Raw genomic sequence first — 17,273 nt, forward strand, 5'->3', positions numbered from 1 at the left:
TTCTTAAAATCCGAACTTTTGGAAAACAGTATTTTTATATATTTTGTACACGCTTTTGCCTGCAATTTGGTTAATCAAAACAGCATTGCGATAAGCGCCTAAACCTAAGTCCGGTGCTCCAACTCCGTGTGTATGAAGCTCTCCGTTTTGCACAAATAGCGGGGCTCCTTTCTTCTTCATCTCAACTTGATAGCGTTCGTTAATTTTCAGCTGGCCTTTTTCATCGAATAGTACATGTTCTTTTAAACCTTCCATAAAAGCAGGCTCTTTTGCATGATAGCCAGTAGCCATAATGACAATTTCACTTTCTTCTTTTTCAAATGAGTCCTGCTCGTATTGGTGAAGAGTCAGAAGATGTGTATCGTTTATCTTTTCAACGCCTGCAAGTTCCGTAAGCGCGCGCATCGTTAGAGGCACTTCTTTTCCTCCAATTGTTCGTTCGTAAATCAAATCATAAATATTCCCGATTGTTTCAAAGCTTATTCCTTTATAGAGGAGAGCTTGATTTCGTAAAACGCTCTCTTTTTTCTCTTCGGGCAATCTGTAAAAATAGCGGGTATAATCCGGTGAAAAATGTTCAAGGCCAAGCTTTGAATATTCCATTGGATAAAAACCTTTTGAGCGCGTATACCAATTCAGCTTATACTCAAACTCAGGCTGCTGTTGAAGTAAATCATAGACAATTTCAGCTGCACTTTGACCAGAGCCAATTACGGTTATGCTTTTAGCCTGCAGCGTTTGCTGACGCTTCATTTTGTAATGAGCGGAGTGATAAAACGTATCGCTTGCCACTGTTTGAAAGTCTCTTGGCACTACGGGCTGCGTACCTACTCCAGTAACAAGATGATAGCTGTAATAGGTATAAAGCTTTCCTTCTTTTTCAACTGTTACTTCGTAGTAAGGCTTAGCGTCTTCATGCATTTTTACTTCTTTTACTGTGCTGTTAAATTCAAGCCCACTCAGCTGGCTCGCTACCCAGCGGCAATAGTGATTGTATTCATTTCTCGGAATATGAAACTTTTCAAAGAAATAAAACTGATACAAGCGCTCATGCTCATGCAAATAATTTAAGAACGTGTATGGACTCTTCGGATCCACCATCGTGACCACATCTGCCATAAACGGCACTTGAAGTGTTGTCCCTTCTAAAAGCATTCCTGGATGCCAATTAAACTCATCCTTTTGTTCAAAACATTTATATGTACAATCTTTTTTATCAATTAAAGCGGCTAATCCTAAATTAAATGGACCAACTCCTACTCCAATTACGTCTAAAATGTCCCGTTGTTCCATTCGCTCCACCTTCTTTCAAATACTTCTCTTTCACATTTCATCAGTACACCCGTTTTATCAGGCAGCGACACTTCTTTCATGAATTGAAACCCGCATTTTTTAAATACTGCAATCATTTTTTCATTTCGTCTATCTGGCTCCGCTATTACTTTAGCAGTGTCTGCTACGTTAAACTTATGCTTTAGCAAACTAAGAAGGAGCGGATAAATATAGCCTTTTCCTAAAAAAGCAGGTTCTCCAATCAATAAATGAATTCCTTGATCTCCTTTTTCATAAGGATAATAGTTACTGATTATGTCACCTTCAACCATATAAGATTCCCAATAGCTCATAGGTACACCATCAATTTCTCCGATTAGCAGCTTTTGATGAGAATCAGCTAGAAATGTTTTTAAATGCTGCTCGTACGCCTGTTTTGAAATATTTAAATTCCAATACGGAATAACATGCGGTTCATGCATCCACTTGTACAGCCGTTCGAAATCTTTTGCAAAAGAAACAGAGCGAAAGGTAATGCTCTGCTCCTTTTGCTGAATCATAAATGGATACTGCGTTTGCAAGGCTGATTTCATACACGTACACCTGCAGATTCGAACAATGGATTCTCGACATTTACATAAACAGACTGTGTTTCAAGAGATCCTACCAGCTCATCCATATCATGAACGCGCGTTAAGAAGTTGGCTTTGCAAGGAAGCACTTTCTCTTCTAACATTGATGAAACAAGCCCTGTATGATCATTTTCTTTGTACATCTCGATCTCTTGTCGCAAAATCAATAGCAGATCTGATTCTTGAGCGAGGCCAGCTGCACCAAAAGCGTTAACTAATCCTAAAATATGATTAAAAAATACGTAATAACGAAATCTTTCTTCTGCTACAGCGTCATCACAGACCGTATCGCTTTCTCCGTTTAAGGAAGGAAGCAGCTTGCGAAGCTCTTGTTCCTTTGATTTCATAAAGTAATAGCCTTGGTTATCGCGGTAGTAAAACACCGATGGATATCCGTTTTCATCAAGTTTAATAACGGAGTTTTGCTGATGAGCTTCCAGCGCAATTCCTTTTTGAGTGTAAAGCCACATCATAGGATGAAAAGATACGTCTAAATAGCGTTTAAACCAGCGCTTGCTTACATCTTCAGTCGTGCTATTTTCACTTGCAGCAATGTGATGAATAATATTTTCAATTTGAGAAGCTTCTCCAAACACATGATCTTGACACAAACTGGCTAGAAGTGTTGTACGATCCCCTTGCTTACCTTGAAAAGGATTGCTTCGAATCATAACTTCAAATCCAAGCTCCTTTTCTCCAAGCGTGATGTAAGCAGGGTCTTCAATTACTTGAAAAGCCGGATGATTTTCGTGAAGCTCCGCCTGTAATCCCTTTTGCAATAAACGGCTAACTTCTACCCCTCTGCTTAATTCTTTGCGTTTGTTCACTCTCAGTGAATTAGTGATTTTTACCGGAATGGAAAATTTATACATCACATCTGCATTGTTACTGTATACGGTTCGAACAGACGAAGTCGGATAAAACGGCTGACCGTGTGGCCCTAGATAAGCAAGCCTGCCTTTTTGAATCCATTGGCACACTTCTTCTTTTCCTAAAAGATAACGAGCTTGTAGCGGATGCATAGGTATAAGTGAATAATCGTCCGCTTGGCAATAAGACTGTATGAATTCTTCAGAAACCGTCTTATCTTTTTTCAGCTGCTCTTTAATAAGCTGTGAAGCGGTTTGATTTCCAGCGGACTGTTCTGCAACGAGAGATGCATGCGCTTTAAAATAATGAAGCTGAAATTCCCCGTTCACTTCAGGTCCAAATACCTCTTCTTCTTCAGGTAATATCCCTTGGCGGCTTTTAGGTGTTGGATGCAGCTGGTGCCCAATAAGCAGGGACTGTTCAGATTCTAAGAACGTTTTGTCCCATTTATAGCACGTTTCTAACTCTTTCTGCCTTTTTTCAATGAATAATTTCATATTTTCATAGCTTAATAGAACACGTATAATTAGCTCATTTACTTGTACTAAATGATCCGTTACTTCTTTTAAAAGAAAGGCCAAAAGAGTGACGATATCTAACTCCTTAATCTCCTCTTGCTGAATACGATAAGAAAAGTTTGAAAAGAACAAGTGACGTCCGGTGGCTGAGCGGTACTTTACTGGAAAGTAAAGAGTTACCGGCTGTTTTTCTAGTCTAAGAACGAGCGTTTCCTCACTTTTTATTTCTGAAACGGACTGCCATACTCCCTTACCTGTCTCTCGAATATAGCAATTAATAATGTTTTGCATCGTAATAAAATTAGCCGATAACTGAGCGTTCACGTAATCGCTCCTCCTTTTTCTCCAACTGTTTGCCTAAAGCAACAACTTCCTCTAAATGAGTGACAACAGAATCAAATGTAATCATAGGATTTAACATCGTTAGTTTTAAATAGACTCGTTCTTTATGCTTTGTTTTTGCCATGATAAACGTGCCTTTTTCGTATAAGTGCTGCTGAATAAGCTGATTCAACCTATTTTCATAATGCTGCTGCTTTTGACAATCACTATATAAAATATCTGGTACATAGCGAAAGACAACCGCGTTCATATAAGGGTCATTTAACACTTCTACATTCCTTTGTTTTTGTAAGTAGTCAGCTGTTTGCTTAGCAGTTTCAATCGTGTGGTCAACCATTTCTCCGTATTCATTTGCACCTACTGCACCGAAAGTAAGCCAGAGCTTCAAGGCGTCAAACCGCTTTGTCGTTTGAATGCTGCGGTCTACTAAGTGCACATGCTCATCTTCTTCAGGATTTAAATAATCTGCATGAAGCTGAATGTGTTTAAACATAGCTGAATTTTTCAGCAAAAATGCTCCGCAGCTTACAGGCTGATAAAACCATTTATGAAAATCCATCGTAATAGAATCTGCTCGTTCAAGAGCTTTTAAGCGTTCACGATATTTATGCGAAAATAGCAGCGCTCCTCCATAAGCGGCGTCAGCATGGAGCCAGAGCCCTTCTTTTTTAGCAAGCTCACTTATTTCAAAAAGAGGATCTACGCTCCCAAAATCTGTTGTACCTGCCGTTGCTACAATAGCAAAGGGAAGGTTGCCCTGAGCTTTCACTTCCTGTATTGCTTCTTCTAAGCTTTTTATATCCATTTCATGCTGCTCATTGCACTTTACACTCACCACTGCACGCATGCCCAGCCCAAGCTGAGCTGCAGATTGTTGCACCGTAAAGTGCGCTTTTTCCGAGCAGAAAATCCGCAGTTTTTTAGCTTGGAACGGTAAGCCTTCTTTACTAACATCCATTGAAAAGGCAGAATGGCAATATTCATTACGAGCAAGCAGGAGTCCCATATAATTTGACTGCGTCCCTCCGCTTGTAAAAATGCCTGAAGATGAGCTTGGATAACCAATTTGTTGTGTTAACTCATCAATCACTTTATCTTCTATATACGTAGCTGCCGGACTTTGATCCCACGAGTCCATAGATTGATTCAAAGCAGAAATCATCACTTCCGCAGCAAGAGCCGGTATAATCGGAGGGCAATGCAAGTGCGCCATTGCTCCGGGATGCGAAATATGAAGCGAATGATTCATCACTACTGCTTGTACGTTATCAAATAAATCTTCTAGCGGCTGTTCGTGCTTGCTAAAATAGACAGAACGATTGACTAAGTTTGACAGCTCTTCAACGTCGATGTGAGTATAAGCGGACTTTAATTCATAGTAGTGACGTTTGATCATCTCAGTCATTCCGCCTATCATCGCTTCATAATTCTCGAGGCTTTCCTTTGTTGATGATAAAAACCACTTTTCAAACGGTGCCATTCTATTTATTCACCCACTTCTCTTCTGCTGCTTTTACCGCTTCTTCAAATTTCGTTAATATTTCATCCGTTTGTTGTTTTGTTAAAATTAATGGAGGAAGCAAACGAATAACAGCACCATGCCTTCCACCGACTTCTAAAATGACGCCTCTGTCAAAACATTCTTTTTGAATCAGCTTAGCTAACTCACCGTTTGCAGGATGACTGCCGATTTTATTAGCCGGCTTTGTCGCGTCGATGATTTCAACACCCAGCATCAAACCTCTTCCGCGTACATCCCCAATCGACAATACTTGCTTTTGAATATGTCTTAGCTGGCTTTGAATGTAGGCTCCCAACTCGTGAGCATGCGCAGGTAAGTTTTCTTGTTTTATAAATTGCAGAGTAGCCCGTCCTGTAGCCATTGCAAGCTGATTTCCTCTAAAGGTGCCGATATGTGCACCTGCTTCCCATTGATCAAGCCTTTTATCATACAGAACAACGGATAATGGAAGGCTTCCTCCAATTGCTTTAGACAGTACTAATACATCCGGTTCGATATCAGCGTGCTCAAATGCATACAGTTTTCCTGTTCGTCCAATTCCAGTTTGAACTTCATCCACAATAAGCGGAATATCTCGTTCTTTTGTAATTCGGCGAAGCTCTTTTAACCACGGAATCGGTGCTGGAACAGAACCTCCTTCTCCTTGTACAATTTCTACTACAACACCCGCTGGAGTCACAATTCCGCTTTCAGGATCATCCAGCATATTTTCAATATATGTACTAATATACGTGTGTCCTTCAGCACCTACGCCAAAAGGGCAGCGATATTCATATGGGTAGGGTAAAAAATGTGTATCTGGCACTAGCGCATGAATGTGCTTTTTTGGACTCGTTGTACCGCTGATGCTTAATGTTCCGTGTGTGGAGCCGTGATATCCCCCTTGAAAAGATAAAATCGTTCGGTTGCCTGTTGCTGTTTTCACAAGTTTCAAAGCCGCTTCAATTGCGTCTCCTCCAGTGGGACCGCAAAACTGAATTTTCGCTTTGTTTGCGAAATTTTCCGGCAAACTAGCGAACACTTCATCGATAAAAGCTTCTTTTACAGGCGTTGTTAAATCTAATGTATGTAAAGGAATAGATTTTGCTAAAACGTCTTGAATTGCTTCATGAACTACGTGATGGTTATGACCAAGAGCAAGTGTGCCGGCTCCGGCTAAACAATCAATATACTCTTTTCCATCCATATCCGTGATCACGGCGCCTTTTGCCTGTTTAATCGCAATAGGAAGGCGTCTAGGATAAGATCTTGCATTGGATTCTCGTTTATTTTGCATAGCAAGCAGCATTTCGTTTGATGTAAGTTGTTTCGTTGACGTTGACATATCATATCCTCCTGTTTGTTCGATTGATAATGATTTTCATTAACAATTACAACAATAAATGATAATGATTATCACTGTCAATAATTATTCTGAAAATATGAAATTATTCCTATTTCACTCTACAGTCGGAAAAACGCAGTATTTCTCTTATGTATCAAGGGTTAAAAGAGTTTTATGTTGTTTTCCAATTAGGGAAAACTATGTAATAAGTCCCTTTCTATTTCCAAATAAAAAAGTGCTACAATTTCTTGTAGCACTTCTGTTACTTTTGTTTATTCATCGTCTCTTTTGCAGCTTTTACACTCCTTGGGTCAAGCGGTTTCGTATACTGACAATTTACTCGAACCCCTGAACCAATACGAATTTCTTTCACGGGAGTAACGGATAAGAACGCTTGAAGATTTTCAGGCTTCAGCCCTTTTGTCCCGATTAAAATAATATCTTTATCTTTCATTCTTCTTAACAGCTTTTTAATATGAGGAATACCGTTTAGCGCACTTTTATCCGCTCCCGAAGTCATAACACGCTGAATTTGCTTATAGCTTAAAAGCGTTTCAAGCGCCTTTTCTTGATCACTGATTTCATCAAACGCTAAATGAAACGTTACGTTCATTTCTCCTGCCGCATCCAGCAGTCGCTTTAAAGCTTGCTCATCGATAATTTTGTCTTCTGTTAAACAGCCAATTTCAATTCCATCAATGCCAATTTCTCTTGCATAGTGAATATCTTCAATCATTGTTTGCAAATCATCTTCATCATATTGAAAAGATTGATTATGTGGACGGATCATCACAAATATTGGGATATGTATCGTTTCTTTCACTTTTTTCATCAAACCGTAGCTTGGGGTTAAGCCGCCTTCACCGATTCCAGTTACAAGACTTATACGATCGGCACCATGTTCCTGGGCAACTTTAGCATCATGTAAGGTTGCAGCTGTGACTTCTAATATCATTCTAAAAACACCCTTTCCCCTTTAATATAGAGCTTTTGCCTTCTTTTCCCTGTATTTATACTTAAAAAACTCTACCAAACTCTCTTATGTAAGAAAACACCCAAAAGATGTGATTAATATTTGCAAAAAATTGAATGTCATGGAAAAAGAGTAAGAACTATTCTTTTTCTCATGACGTTTCAATTAATAAAATTCTATATTTATACTAAAGATCCAAAAATACATCCCTTTTATCTAGGGTAAAGGATTTATTAAAAAGAGCGTGGATTTGTTTGTTGCATGAACATCCACTCATTTAAAGAATGAGGCTGCTGATGACCAACGGGTGCTGAGAAATCGCGGCATCCGCAATCATGCATCGGCATTTGACCCATCCCTCCGTGCATTGGCGGCATTCCACCTTGCATCGACATTTGACCCATTCCTCCGTGCATTGGTGGCATTCCACCTTGCATCGGCATTTGACCCATTCCTCCGTGCATTGGCGGCATTCCACCTTGCATCGGCATTTGACCCATTCCTCCGTGCATTGGCGGCATTCCACCTTGCATCGGCATTTGGCCCATTCCTCCGTGCATTGGCGGCATTCCACCTTGCATCGGCATTTGGCCCATTCCTCCGTGCATTGGCGGCATTCCACCTTGCATCGGCATTTGGCACATTCCTTCGTGCATTGGCGGCATTCCACCCTGCATCGGCATTTGACCCATCCCTCCGTGCATTGGCGGCATTCCACCCTGCATCGGCATTTGACCCATCCCTCCATGCATTGGCGGCATTCCGTCTTTCATCGGCATTTGATCCATCCCTCCATGCATTGGCGGTAGTTCTCCGTACATTGGCATTTGATTCATGTCTTTTTGCATAGTTGGCATTTGACTCATTCCGCCATGCATCGGCGGCATTCCGTCTTTCATCGGCGGCATTTCTCCGTGCATCGGCATTTGACTTGTGCCTTCTTGTATCGGCATTGCCTGCATTTCCTTTGCAGAAGGCATTGGCGGCATTTTAGCAGGTTTAGGTGCTGCTTGCATATATGGATTGGATATCGGTTGTCCGGTTTGTTTCATTCCATACGAATTTCTCATTTTTAAGGGCTCCTTCCCATTCTCTTACTCTGTTTACGTTATTCTTTTTACAATCAATCTGAAATTCGTCCATACGAAAATAGGCTTTCTACACATTCAAAATTGTAGAACGTATAAGAAAAAAGCTATAATCGAGGCAAATTGCAAATAGAAAGGTGGCACATGATGAAGAAAACCATTATCGTATGGATTCGAAAAGATTTTCGGTTAGTAGATAACCCAGCTCTATTTCACGCAGCGAAAGAAGGAATGGTTGTACCTGTTTATATTCATGATGACGATGAAGAAAGCTCAATGGGAAGTGCAAGTAAATGGTGGCTTCACCATGCGCTAAATGACTTCAAAACTTCGATCGAAAAAATAGAAGGAACGCTGATTATAAAAAAAGGAAACCCTAAAGATGTGTTGCAAAAGTTAATCCATGAAACGAATGCGCAAGATATTTATTGGAACAGACGCTATGAACCACATGCGCTAAAAAGAGATAAAGAGCTTCAAGCTTTTTTTTCAGAGCAACAAATAAATATTCGCACATTTGAGGGATTTCTCCTTCATGAACCTTGGAAAATCAAAAAAGAAAATGGAGATCCTTATAAAGTATTTACAGCTTACTATAAAGCTTCTCAAAAACATGCCGTATCTTCTACTGTAAAAAAAGTTACTTCCACACAGGCCTTCTCTAAACCAATTGAATCTCTTTCAGTCTCAGATCTGGATTTGCTTCCAAGCATCCCCTGGGATGAAACGATTAAGTCTACGTGGGACGCTACGGAACAAGGCGCTATTAATAGCTTCAAAACGTTTTTAAAGAATAAGCTGCTGCATTATGAAAAAGGACGAGATTTTCCTGCTGAAGCATTAAATTCATTTCTATCTCCTTATTTTTCTACAGGACAGCTCTCAGTTCGAGTCCTTTATCATTATTTGAGAACTAAAGCAGAAAAAGTAAGCTCTGATGCCTTTGACCATCAAGCTGAAATGTTTATTCGTCAACTTGTATGGAGAGATTTTGCTTATCAGCTGCTTTATCATTTCCCACACACTACAAGTGAACCGCTGAATGAAAAATTCAAGCAATTTCAGTGGGCGGACGGCAATGAAGAGCTTCAAGCTTGGAAAAATGGAAAAACCGGCTATCCCCTTGTCGATGCCGGAATGCGGGAGCTGTGGGAAACAGGGTTTATGCACAATCGAGTTCGAATGGTAGCTGCTTCCTTTTTAGTAAAACACCTTTTAATTCATTGGAAACACGGAGCAAATTGGTTTTTTGATACCTTAGTAGACGCAGATTTAGCTAACAACACAATGGGCTGGCAGTGGGTTGCAGGCTCGGGAGCAGACGCCGCGCCATATTTTCGTATCTTTAATCCAACTGCTCAATCAGAAAAATTTGATAAAGAAGGAGAATATATTAAAAAGTGGCTTCCAGAGCTTAGAGATCTGCCTTCCCCCTACATTCATAAACCTTGGGAGGCTCCAGCAGACGTATTAGAAAAAGCAAACGTTACGCTTGATAAAACATATCCCACTCCAATTGTCGATCATAAAGCAGCTAGAGAGCGTGCGCTAGAGCATTATCAAGACATCAAATAAGAGGTATTATTCACCTCTTATTTGATGTCTTAATTTTTTAAATGTGTAAAAATTCCCATTTTTTATCTATTTGCAACTAAAAACATGTATTTGAAATCCCTTTATAGGGTTTTCAAGCCCAATTCCCCTCTCTATAGCACATTTGATTTTTCATATTTTTTCCTATAATTTGAATATATAATAATGATTATATGTGCTTGAGAACTCTCTCACTGCATAGATCTGATTGGAGTGATTCGATGCCCGTTTGTCCTTCTTGTAACTATAAGGAAGATTATAATTTTTGCAGAATGTGCGGCACTCAAGTTCGGCACACCTTCACTAACCAAGAAGATCAGCTTTTTTATCCATTAAAAGATCGAATCATTGCGGATGACAATGAACCAAAGCATCAAGCTATTTTATCTCATACGCATGATTTAGTATGTGCTATTACTGAAGATGGCATTTATGAATACGCTTCTCCTTCTTACGCTAAAACATTAGGGGTTTATCCTGATGAACTTATTGGACAACATGTGCTTATCAATGCGTATCCTGAAGACAAGCACCTAATCTCGACTATTTTAGCTAACATGAGCAAAACAAAAGATGCCTCCACATTTGAATACCGGAAGTTTCACGTGAATGGCACCATCGTTTTATTAGAATGTAAAGGCGCTCCAATTATCACAGCTACTGGAGAAATCGAAGGGTTTGTATTTATCTCACGAGACGTAACAGAGAAAAGACAAGCAGAGAAAAAGATCCAGAATTCAGAAAAACTCTCTGTCATTGGTCACCTTGCTGCAAGTATCGCACACGAGGTTAGAAATCCTTTGACAACCATTAAAGGGTTTATACAACTGTTCAGTGAGACACAGCAGCCGAAAAAAACAATGATTTATCGAGATCTCATTCAGCACGAGCTCTCACAAATTGAACATATTATCGCAGAATTTATGAGTTTAGCTAAACGAGAGTACGCATATACAGAAAGCCTTATTATGACAGACTTGCTAGATGAGGTATTAAAGCAATTTGAAACGGTTACCGAAGTCAAAGACATCCACATCATTCGCCATTATCCAAAAGAATATCCCCTGCTCATTAGTGGGCAAAAAACACAGCTAACCCAAGTATTTATTCATATTATACAAAATGCCATTGATTCTATGGAAAGCGGCGGCAAGCTGGCTGTATCGATTGAAAAATCAGCTAGAGAAACGCTATGCATTGTGATAAAAGATAGCGGATGTGGAATTGACTCAAAGCGTATCCCTCATATAGGAGAGCCTTTTTATACAACAAAAGAACGAGGAATAGGCCTGGGACTAACCATTTGCAACAAAATTATTAACGAGCATAATGGCTTTTTCCACGTATCAAGTGAAGAAAATGACGGCACAAGCATTACCATTACCCTGCCTATGAAAACGCCTGAACTTTATGTGGTAGAAGTGTAAAAGAAGCCATCTAATTTACTCAGATGGCTTCTTTCTTTAAAACAGCTGGGTGTACAGCTGATACTTATAAAGCATATAGAAACTTCCTATCACTGCCAGGTAAAAGATGAGAGTCTCTGCTCCACCACCTGTTTCATATGTTAAAGGAGGCTTAAACTTCTTCTTGCTAAGAGGAGAGAAAAAAGGTACCCCTCGTTTAGAAAAGAAATCTCCAAGAATATGAAAAGCGTACCCATAGGCTATCCCTAATGTAAAATCGTTGTTATACATCGTATGTAAATAAAAAATAAGTCCACTTGCAAGAATAGAATGCGTGATACCTCGGTGTCCAAAAATAGATTTAATGACTTTTGCGAGACCAAGAGATCTTCTACCAATATATGAATTTGGTTCATCTATATCAGGAAGCAGCGCTCCAATCGCAATGCCTACAACATAAGGAAATGTAAACGAAGCTTCTCCTGTTATAGCCACACCGGCACCGGCAGCAATCGATGTTGCAATATGTGTGTGATATCTCAAATATGCCACCTTCTTTCTTTTTCAACTTAAGGCAAGCACCGTAACCAAAATCATACATATGTTCGCCCAACGTTAACTATAAGTGAAGGTGGTAAAAATGTCAAAATAATCTATAGTTATGTAAACTGCATACCGACTAACCCGATAAGCATCACAAGAAAACTAATAAGAGTACCCTTTCCATTTTTCTTTGCTCTTCCATCTTTTTTGACAATGGAATAAATCCACGTACTCGAATACACAGCGAATCCAAGAAAACCAAATAACGTGATATATGTAAACATGCCGAAACTCCTTTGCTTGTCATTACTATTAACTATACGAGATTTTTTCAAAAAAAACAAAGTAGTATGACGGCTTGTTTAATATCTCTTTCTTTTTCTTATACTAAGAAGAGGAGGGATCGCTATGCACCAAAAGCAGTTGGAAGATATATTTGACTTTTATGGACTGAGCGAGGTTTATCGAGGCAAATTTGAAGATGTTGAACACCACTGGTTATTTAAAGACGCCGAACCAACTATACTAGAAGATTTTTTTAATTCTCACGATTGCGAAGACCTTGCATGCTGTACTCTTGAGGAGTTTTGTTTTTTATTCATGAATTTCCAATCAATCCATGCACAAATTCCCCACGTGTACTATTACTAAAAAAGTGATTTCGCAGGAAAGCGAAATCACTTTTTATTAAAAGCCTAAAGAAATATATTTTACTTCTAAATATTCTTCAATTCCGTAATGTCCGCCTTCACGTCCAAGTCCACTTTCTTTAAAGCCGCCAAACGGCGCTTGTGGTGTAGAAGGTAGTCCATCATTTAGCCCTACAATACCATATTCTAAAGCTTCAGCAATACGAATAGCTTCTGAAATATTTTCAGTGAACACATAAGCTGCTAATCCGTAAGGCGAGTTATTTGCACGGCGAATAACTTCTTCTTCTGTTTGATACGTTGCAATTGGAGCAATTGGTCCGAATGTTTCTTCGTACATACAAAGCATGTCATCCGTTGCACCATCTACAACCGTAGGCTCAACAAAAAGTCCGCTTCCCTCTTCGCGTACAGCCCCTCCAGTCAAGACGCTTCCACCCTTTGCTACAACATCATCTAAGTGGCGCTTTACTTTTTCTAACGCTTTTTCATCGATTAAAGGTCCGATATCCGTACCTTCTTCTAAGCCGTTTCCGACTTTCAGCTGACTAACAGCTGCTGCAAACTGCTCTGCGAACGGTTTAGCAATAGACTCGTGCACGTAGATGCGGTTTGTACATACGCATGTTTGACCAGCGTTACGGAATTTAGAAGCAATTGCATTTGTTACTGCTTTATCTAAATCAGCATTTGCTGTTACGATAAACGGAGCGTGTCCTCCTAATTCTAAAGACACTTTTTTAACCGTATCAGCTGCTCCGCGCATTAATAGTTTACCTACTTCTGTAGAGCCCGTAAACGATAGTTTGCGTACGCGTCCATCTTGCAGCCACGCTTCTCCAATTGCTTTTGCATCTCCTGTAACTACATTCATTACCCCTTTTGGAATACCTGCTTCCTGCGCCAGCTCTGCTAGACGAAGAGCCGTTAGTGGCGTTTGTTCTGCCGGTTTAATAACCGCTGTACATCCAGCTGCTAAAGCTGGCGCTACTTTACGCGTAATCATAGCTGCTGGGAAGTTCCAAGGTGTAATAGCTGCCATAACTCCCACAGGCTGCTTATGAGCAAATAATCGTTTATTAGGAGAAGAAGCTGGAATTGTTTCTCCGTAAATGCGTTTTCCTTCTTCTGCGTACCATGAAACGAATCCGTTGGCATAGCCAATTTCACCTTTTGCTTCTTTAAGAGGCTTACCTTGCTCGACTGTCATGATTTCAGCAAGTTCATCGGTGTGTTCTTCGATCAGCTGATGCCATTTAAATAATAATTTACCGCGCTCTTCTGCTGTTTTTTTAGACCATGTTTGAAACGCTTCATAGGCAGCATCTGCTGCTAGCTTTGCTTCTTTTTCTCCGCCTTTTGCAACGGTAGCTACTACTTCATTTGTTGCTGGATTTACCACTTCGTATGTATCATTTGCTGAAACAAATTCTCCGTTAATATATAAGTTTGCTTGCTTCATATTTCTTCACTCCCTGCTTAAATTTATCTACTCACTGTTCGGTACTGTCCGACACATATTTTCGAATTTTACGGCTCGCTTGTGATTGACTAATACCAAGCTGTTCGGCTACTTTGTAAGATGACCTATGCTGTTCAAACGCCTTGATGACCATTTCTTTTTCCACATGTTCAATCATTTCAGGAAGCGTATGCACAGGTGGATCGATAGCAAACTCTTTTGCAAATGGCAAGTCTTTAAGCGTAATCATTTCTTCTCCTGTAACAACCAGACGCTCAATGATATTTTCCACTTCACGAACGTTTCCTTTCCATTCCTGCCCTAAAAATGCATCTAATGCCTTTGGTGATAAGCGTACATTACGTTCGTATACCGTATTAAAATGATGAAGAAACTGATAGACAAGAGGCAGAATATCTTCTTTTCGCTCTCGTAAAGGTGGGATCGTAATTGGCACCACGTTAAGTCGATAGTACAAATCACGTCTAAACTTTCCTTCTTCGACCATTTGCTCCAGATTTTGATTCGTAGCAGCAATAATTCGTACGTCTATTGATACTGCTCTTGTTGAGCCCACGGGACGAATTGTACGGTCTTGCAGTACATGGAGCAACTTACTTTGTGCTGAAAGAGAAAGTTCACCAATCTCATCTAGAAAAAGCGTGCCTTCGTTCGAAAGCTCAATGATCCCTTTTTTCCCTTCGCGAAATGCTCCAGTGAACGTACCGCCTTCATAGCCAAATAGCTCTGACTCAATAAGCTGTTCAGGAAGCGCTGCACAATTAAGCTCATGATACGGCTGCTGTTTTCTTGTACTAAGCTGATGAAGCAGTTTTGCTACTCTGCTTTTTCCTACCCCTGTTTCTCCAAGTAAGAGAACGGTTGTATTTACAGAAGCAACTCGTTGAATGGTTGAAAAAACTTTTTTCATCGCTTCGCTTTTTGTTACGATTCCTTCTAAATCTACGGATTCGTTTAACTCTTTTTTATAGTTTTCAAGCTGTTCTTCCATCTCTTCTACTTTTCGTTTTAATTCCATTAAGTCTGTGAGATCTCGAGAATAGCTAATAACACTTTTCAATTGCCCGTCATTAGTAAATACTGGCCTAGTCCGCACATGAAGATATCGGCCTGAGTTTGTTTTTTGAACCAATTCAATTGCTTGATTAGATTCAATCACCTTTAACGTGGCCGAAGGATAAAAGATGCCCATTTCCTGAAGTTCTTTTACGTGCTTTCCAATAAAATCTTCCACTTTCAAAGCATAATTTTTTTCACACTCTGAATTTACAACTAATACATACCCATTTGCATCAGTTACAAAGATTTCATCAAATGATGACTCAAATATATCGTAAAGTTCGTCGTTAATTTGCTGAATCTGCTTTTTATGAATGGTCATTTGAATCACCTTTTCGTCAAAAAATAATTATTATTTTATTTTATCAGAAAATGAAAAATCTATAAATAGAGTGTCCAAACATATCCATTCTTTGTGATTCATGAAGAATGAGTGAAGAGTTCTCTCTTCACTCATTCCTCAATTTCTCTTATACTTCAACCGTTTGCTGCACGCTTGCTTCTAGTGCTGCTTCAAAAATAGCTAAGCCTTCTTCTAGCTGCTCATCTGTAATAACAATCGGCATTAAGATACGAAGAACGTTTCCGAATACTCCCGCGCTAAGCAGTAATAATCCACGTTTGTTTGCTTCTTTTACGATGCGCTGTGTAAGCTCTTTATCCGCTTCTTTTGTTTCGCGGTCTTTCACAAGCTCGATAGCAGACATAGCTCCTAATCCGCGGATATCACCGATACAGTCATATTTTTCTGCTAATTTTTCAAATCGTGATGTTACCACTTTTCCAAGGTACTCACCGCGTTCATTTAGCTTTTCTTCTTCAATGATATCAAGTACAGCTAAAGCCGCTTCACATCCAAGAGGGCTTCCGCAGTACGTTCCGCCAAGCTCACCAGGATTAGATTCATCCATGATTTCAGCGCGGCCGATGACACCACTAATCGGTACACCAGCTCCTAGTGATTTAGATACTGTAATTAAATCTGGTGCAACGTCAAAGTGTTCAATACCGAAGTAGCGTCCCGTACGTGCAAAACCAGCTTGAATTTCATCTGATACAAATAAAATTCCGTGCTCTTTACATAATTGATACACTTCTTGCACAAAACGTTTACCTGGAACAATGAAACCACCTTCGCCTTGAATTGGCTCCATTACAACAGCTGCAATTGTTTCTGGTGCTACTTCTGTATTTAAGAAGTTTTTGAATTCAGTGATCATAAACTCTTCGTATGCTTCAACTGATAATCCTTGTGGGCGGCGATACTCATAAGGATATGGAGCTTTGTATACTTCAGGAGCAAACGGTCCAAATTCATATTTATATGGCTTTACTTTACTTGTCATTGTCATTGTCATTAATGTACGGCCGTGGAAACCGCGGTTAAATGAAATAATTCCTTGACGCTTTGTATATTTACGAGCAATTTTCACTGCATTTTCTACAGCTTCTGCTCCGCTATTTAAAAGTAATACTTTCTTGTCAAATTCACCAGGAGCAATTGCTGCTAGTCTTTCTGCAAGCTCTACATATGACTCATACATCATGACATTAAATCCTGTGTGAATAAAACGGTCTACTTGCTTGTGAAGCGCTTCTTTCACTTTTGGATGACTATGACCTACATTGATTGTGCCAATTGCCCCTACGAAATCAATAAACGTATTGCCATCGACATCTTTAACGATCGCCCCTTCAGCCGTATCAGCAAATGTCGGAATGCCATAACTTACACCTTTCGGAATGGCACGGTGTCTTCTATCTAATAATTGCTTTGCATTTTCTCCCGGTAAATTTGTTGCTACTTTGCTAAAAGTTTGACTCATTTTTTATCTTCCTCTCATATTAAATAATTCTTCAATTAGTTTATATGCAAAAAACGTGCCAACTTTTAAAAGGCTGAAAAATAAGCATTTTTAGATAATTCTAACGATAATTCACTTATCGATAAGTCAATATAAACTTATCAACAAGTCAAAAATGACTCTCTTTTCACAT

Annotated in this window: 15 protein-coding genes; 3 read left to right on the forward strand and 12 right to left on the reverse strand. The window is 39.6% G+C overall.

Going from position 1 to position 17,273, the window contains the following annotated elements:
* Positions 1–3: 3 nt before the first annotated feature.
* From LJY09_RS20045 to LJY09_RS20075, 7 genes are all read right to left on the reverse strand, one after another.
* Positions 4–1,293 (reverse strand): lysine N(6)-hydroxylase/L-ornithine N(5)-oxygenase family protein, encoded by a 1,290-nt coding sequence (locus LJY09_RS20045; protein WP_028415136.1) that lies wholly within the window; start codon positions 1,291–1,293, stop codon positions 4–6.
* The gene (locus LJY09_RS20050; protein WP_028415137.1) at positions 1,272–1,865 is read right to left on the reverse strand and encodes a GNAT family N-acetyltransferase; all 594 of its coding nucleotides are present in this window, start codon (positions 1,863–1,865) and stop codon (positions 1,272–1,274) included. Before LJY09_RS20050 ends, LJY09_RS20045 begins: the two co-directional genes overlap by 22 nt.
* Entirely contained in the window at positions 1,862–3,616 is a 1,755-nt protein-coding gene (locus tag LJY09_RS20055; protein ID WP_028415138.1) for an IucA/IucC family protein, read from the reverse strand. The genes LJY09_RS20050 and LJY09_RS20055 overlap by 4 nt, the downstream gene beginning before the upstream one ends.
* Positions 3,594–5,114, reverse strand: a complete 1,521-nt coding sequence (locus LJY09_RS20060) for a pyridoxal phosphate-dependent decarboxylase family protein (RefSeq protein WP_099331243.1) — start codon at positions 5,112–5,114, stop codon at positions 3,594–3,596. Before LJY09_RS20060 ends, LJY09_RS20055 begins: the two co-directional genes overlap by 23 nt.
* A gap of 1 nt (position 5,115) precedes the next feature.
* Positions 5,116–6,480, reverse strand: coding sequence for an aspartate aminotransferase family protein (locus tag LJY09_RS20065; protein WP_228307413.1), 1,365 nt, complete (start codon positions 6,478–6,480; stop codon positions 5,116–5,118).
* A 262-nt stretch (positions 6,481–6,742) separates the two neighbouring features.
* On the reverse strand, positions 6,743–7,435 hold the full coding sequence (locus tag LJY09_RS20070) for a copper homeostasis protein CutC (RefSeq protein WP_014458532.1): 693 nt from the start codon (positions 7,433–7,435) through the stop codon (positions 6,743–6,745).
* A gap of 251 nt (positions 7,436–7,686) precedes the next feature.
* The gene (locus LJY09_RS20075; RefSeq protein ID WP_228307414.1) at positions 7,687–8,523 is read right to left on the reverse strand and encodes a hypothetical protein; all 837 of its coding nucleotides are present in this window, start codon (positions 8,521–8,523) and stop codon (positions 7,687–7,689) included.
* A 165-nt stretch (positions 8,524–8,688) separates the two neighbouring features.
* On the opposite strand from LJY09_RS20075, the gene LJY09_RS20080 reads away from it, so the two are divergent.
* Together LJY09_RS20080 and LJY09_RS20085 are read left to right on the forward strand one after the other, a co-directional pair.
* Entirely contained in the window at positions 8,689–10,116 is a 1,428-nt protein-coding gene (locus LJY09_RS20080) for a cryptochrome/photolyase family protein (protein WP_228307415.1), read from the forward strand.
* A 239-nt stretch (positions 10,117–10,355) separates the two neighbouring features.
* Positions 10,356–11,561, forward strand: coding sequence for an ATP-binding protein (locus LJY09_RS20085; protein WP_155010516.1), 1,206 nt, complete (start codon positions 10,356–10,358; stop codon positions 11,559–11,561).
* 36 nt (positions 11,562–11,597) lie between these two features.
* Here LJY09_RS20085 and LJY09_RS20090 read toward each other — a convergent pair whose 3' ends face one another.
* Both LJY09_RS20090 and LJY09_RS20095 read right to left on the reverse strand, forming a co-directional pair.
* Positions 11,598–12,083, reverse strand: a complete 486-nt coding sequence (locus LJY09_RS20090) for a metal-dependent hydrolase (RefSeq protein WP_028411355.1) — start codon at positions 12,081–12,083, stop codon at positions 11,598–11,600.
* A gap of 116 nt (positions 12,084–12,199) precedes the next feature.
* Positions 12,200–12,367, reverse strand: coding sequence for a hypothetical protein (locus LJY09_RS20095; RefSeq protein ID WP_165573659.1), 168 nt, complete (start codon positions 12,365–12,367; stop codon positions 12,200–12,202).
* Between the two features lie 124 nt (positions 12,368–12,491).
* Here LJY09_RS20095 and LJY09_RS20100 point away from each other — a divergent pair, with 124 nt between their 5' ends.
* Positions 12,492–12,734 carry a hypothetical protein gene (locus LJY09_RS20100; RefSeq protein ID WP_028411356.1) on the forward strand — a complete coding sequence of 81 codons (243 nt, stop codon included), beginning with the start codon at positions 12,492–12,494 and terminating at the stop codon, positions 12,732–12,734.
* 36 nt (positions 12,735–12,770) lie between these two features.
* Here LJY09_RS20100 and LJY09_RS20105 read toward each other — a convergent pair whose 3' ends face one another.
* From LJY09_RS20105 to gabT, 3 genes are all read right to left on the reverse strand, one after another.
* On the reverse strand, positions 12,771–14,195 hold the full coding sequence (locus tag LJY09_RS20105; protein ID WP_098113558.1) for an NAD-dependent succinate-semialdehyde dehydrogenase: 1,425 nt from the start codon (positions 14,193–14,195) through the stop codon (positions 12,771–12,773).
* Between the two features lie 31 nt (positions 14,196–14,226).
* Positions 14,227–15,597 (reverse strand): sigma-54 interaction domain-containing protein, encoded by a 1,371-nt coding sequence (locus tag LJY09_RS20110; RefSeq protein WP_028411358.1) that lies wholly within the window; start codon positions 15,595–15,597, stop codon positions 14,227–14,229.
* A 148-nt stretch (positions 15,598–15,745) separates the two neighbouring features.
* The gene (gene gabT / locus LJY09_RS20115) at positions 15,746–17,101 is read right to left on the reverse strand and encodes a 4-aminobutyrate--2-oxoglutarate transaminase (protein WP_028411359.1); all 1,356 of its coding nucleotides are present in this window, start codon (positions 17,099–17,101) and stop codon (positions 15,746–15,748) included.
* Between the last annotated feature and the right edge of the window lie 172 nt (positions 17,102–17,273).

It is taken from the genome of Priestia sp. J2 (assembly GCF_020790095.1).
Lineage (GTDB): Bacteria > Bacillota > Bacilli > Bacillales > Bacillaceae_H > Priestia > Priestia zanthoxyli.

What these genes read in the sequence shown, in the direction of transcription:
- LJY09_RS20045 (WP_028415136.1), bottom strand. Translation starts at nt 1,293, where the DNA reads ATGGAACAACGGGACATTTTAGACGTAATTGGAGTAGGAGTTGGTCCA.
- LJY09_RS20050 (WP_028415137.1), bottom strand. Translation starts at nt 1,865, where the DNA reads ATGAAATCAGCCTTGCAAACGCAGTATCCATTTATGATTCAGCAAAAG.
- LJY09_RS20060 (WP_099331243.1), bottom strand. Translation starts at nt 5,114, where the DNA reads ATGGCACCGTTTGAAAAGTGGTTTTTATCATCAACAAAGGAAAGCCTC.
- LJY09_RS20065 (WP_228307413.1), bottom strand. Translation starts at nt 6,480, where the DNA reads ATGTCAACGTCAACGAAACAACTTACATCAAACGAAATGCTGCTTGCT.
- LJY09_RS20070 (WP_014458532.1), bottom strand. Translation starts at nt 7,435, where the DNA reads ATGATATTAGAAGTCACAGCTGCAACCTTACATGATGCTAAAGTTGCC.
- LJY09_RS20075 (WP_228307414.1), bottom strand. Translation starts at nt 8,523, where the DNA reads ATGAGAAATTCGTATGGAATGAAACAAACCGGACAACCGATATCCAAT.
- LJY09_RS20080 (WP_228307415.1), top strand. Translation starts at nt 8,689, where the DNA reads ATGAAGAAAACCATTATCGTATGGATTCGAAAAGATTTTCGGTTAGTA.
- LJY09_RS20085 (WP_155010516.1), top strand. Translation starts at nt 10,356, where the DNA reads ATGCCCGTTTGTCCTTCTTGTAACTATAAGGAAGATTATAATTTTTGC.
- LJY09_RS20095 (WP_165573659.1), bottom strand. Translation starts at nt 12,367, where the DNA reads ATGTTTACATATATCACGTTATTTGGTTTTCTTGGATTCGCTGTGTAT.
- LJY09_RS20100 (WP_028411356.1), top strand. Translation starts at nt 12,492, where the DNA reads ATGCACCAAAAGCAGTTGGAAGATATATTTGACTTTTATGGACTGAGC.
- LJY09_RS20105 (WP_098113558.1), bottom strand. Translation starts at nt 14,195, where the DNA reads ATGAAGCAAGCAAACTTATATATTAACGGAGAATTTGTTTCAGCAAAT.
- LJY09_RS20110 (WP_028411358.1), bottom strand. Translation starts at nt 15,597, where the DNA reads ATGACCATTCATAAAAAGCAGATTCAGCAAATTAACGACGAACTTTAC.
- gabT (WP_028411359.1), bottom strand. Translation starts at nt 17,101, where the DNA reads ATGAGTCAAACTTTTAGCAAAGTAGCAACAAATTTACCGGGAGAAAAT.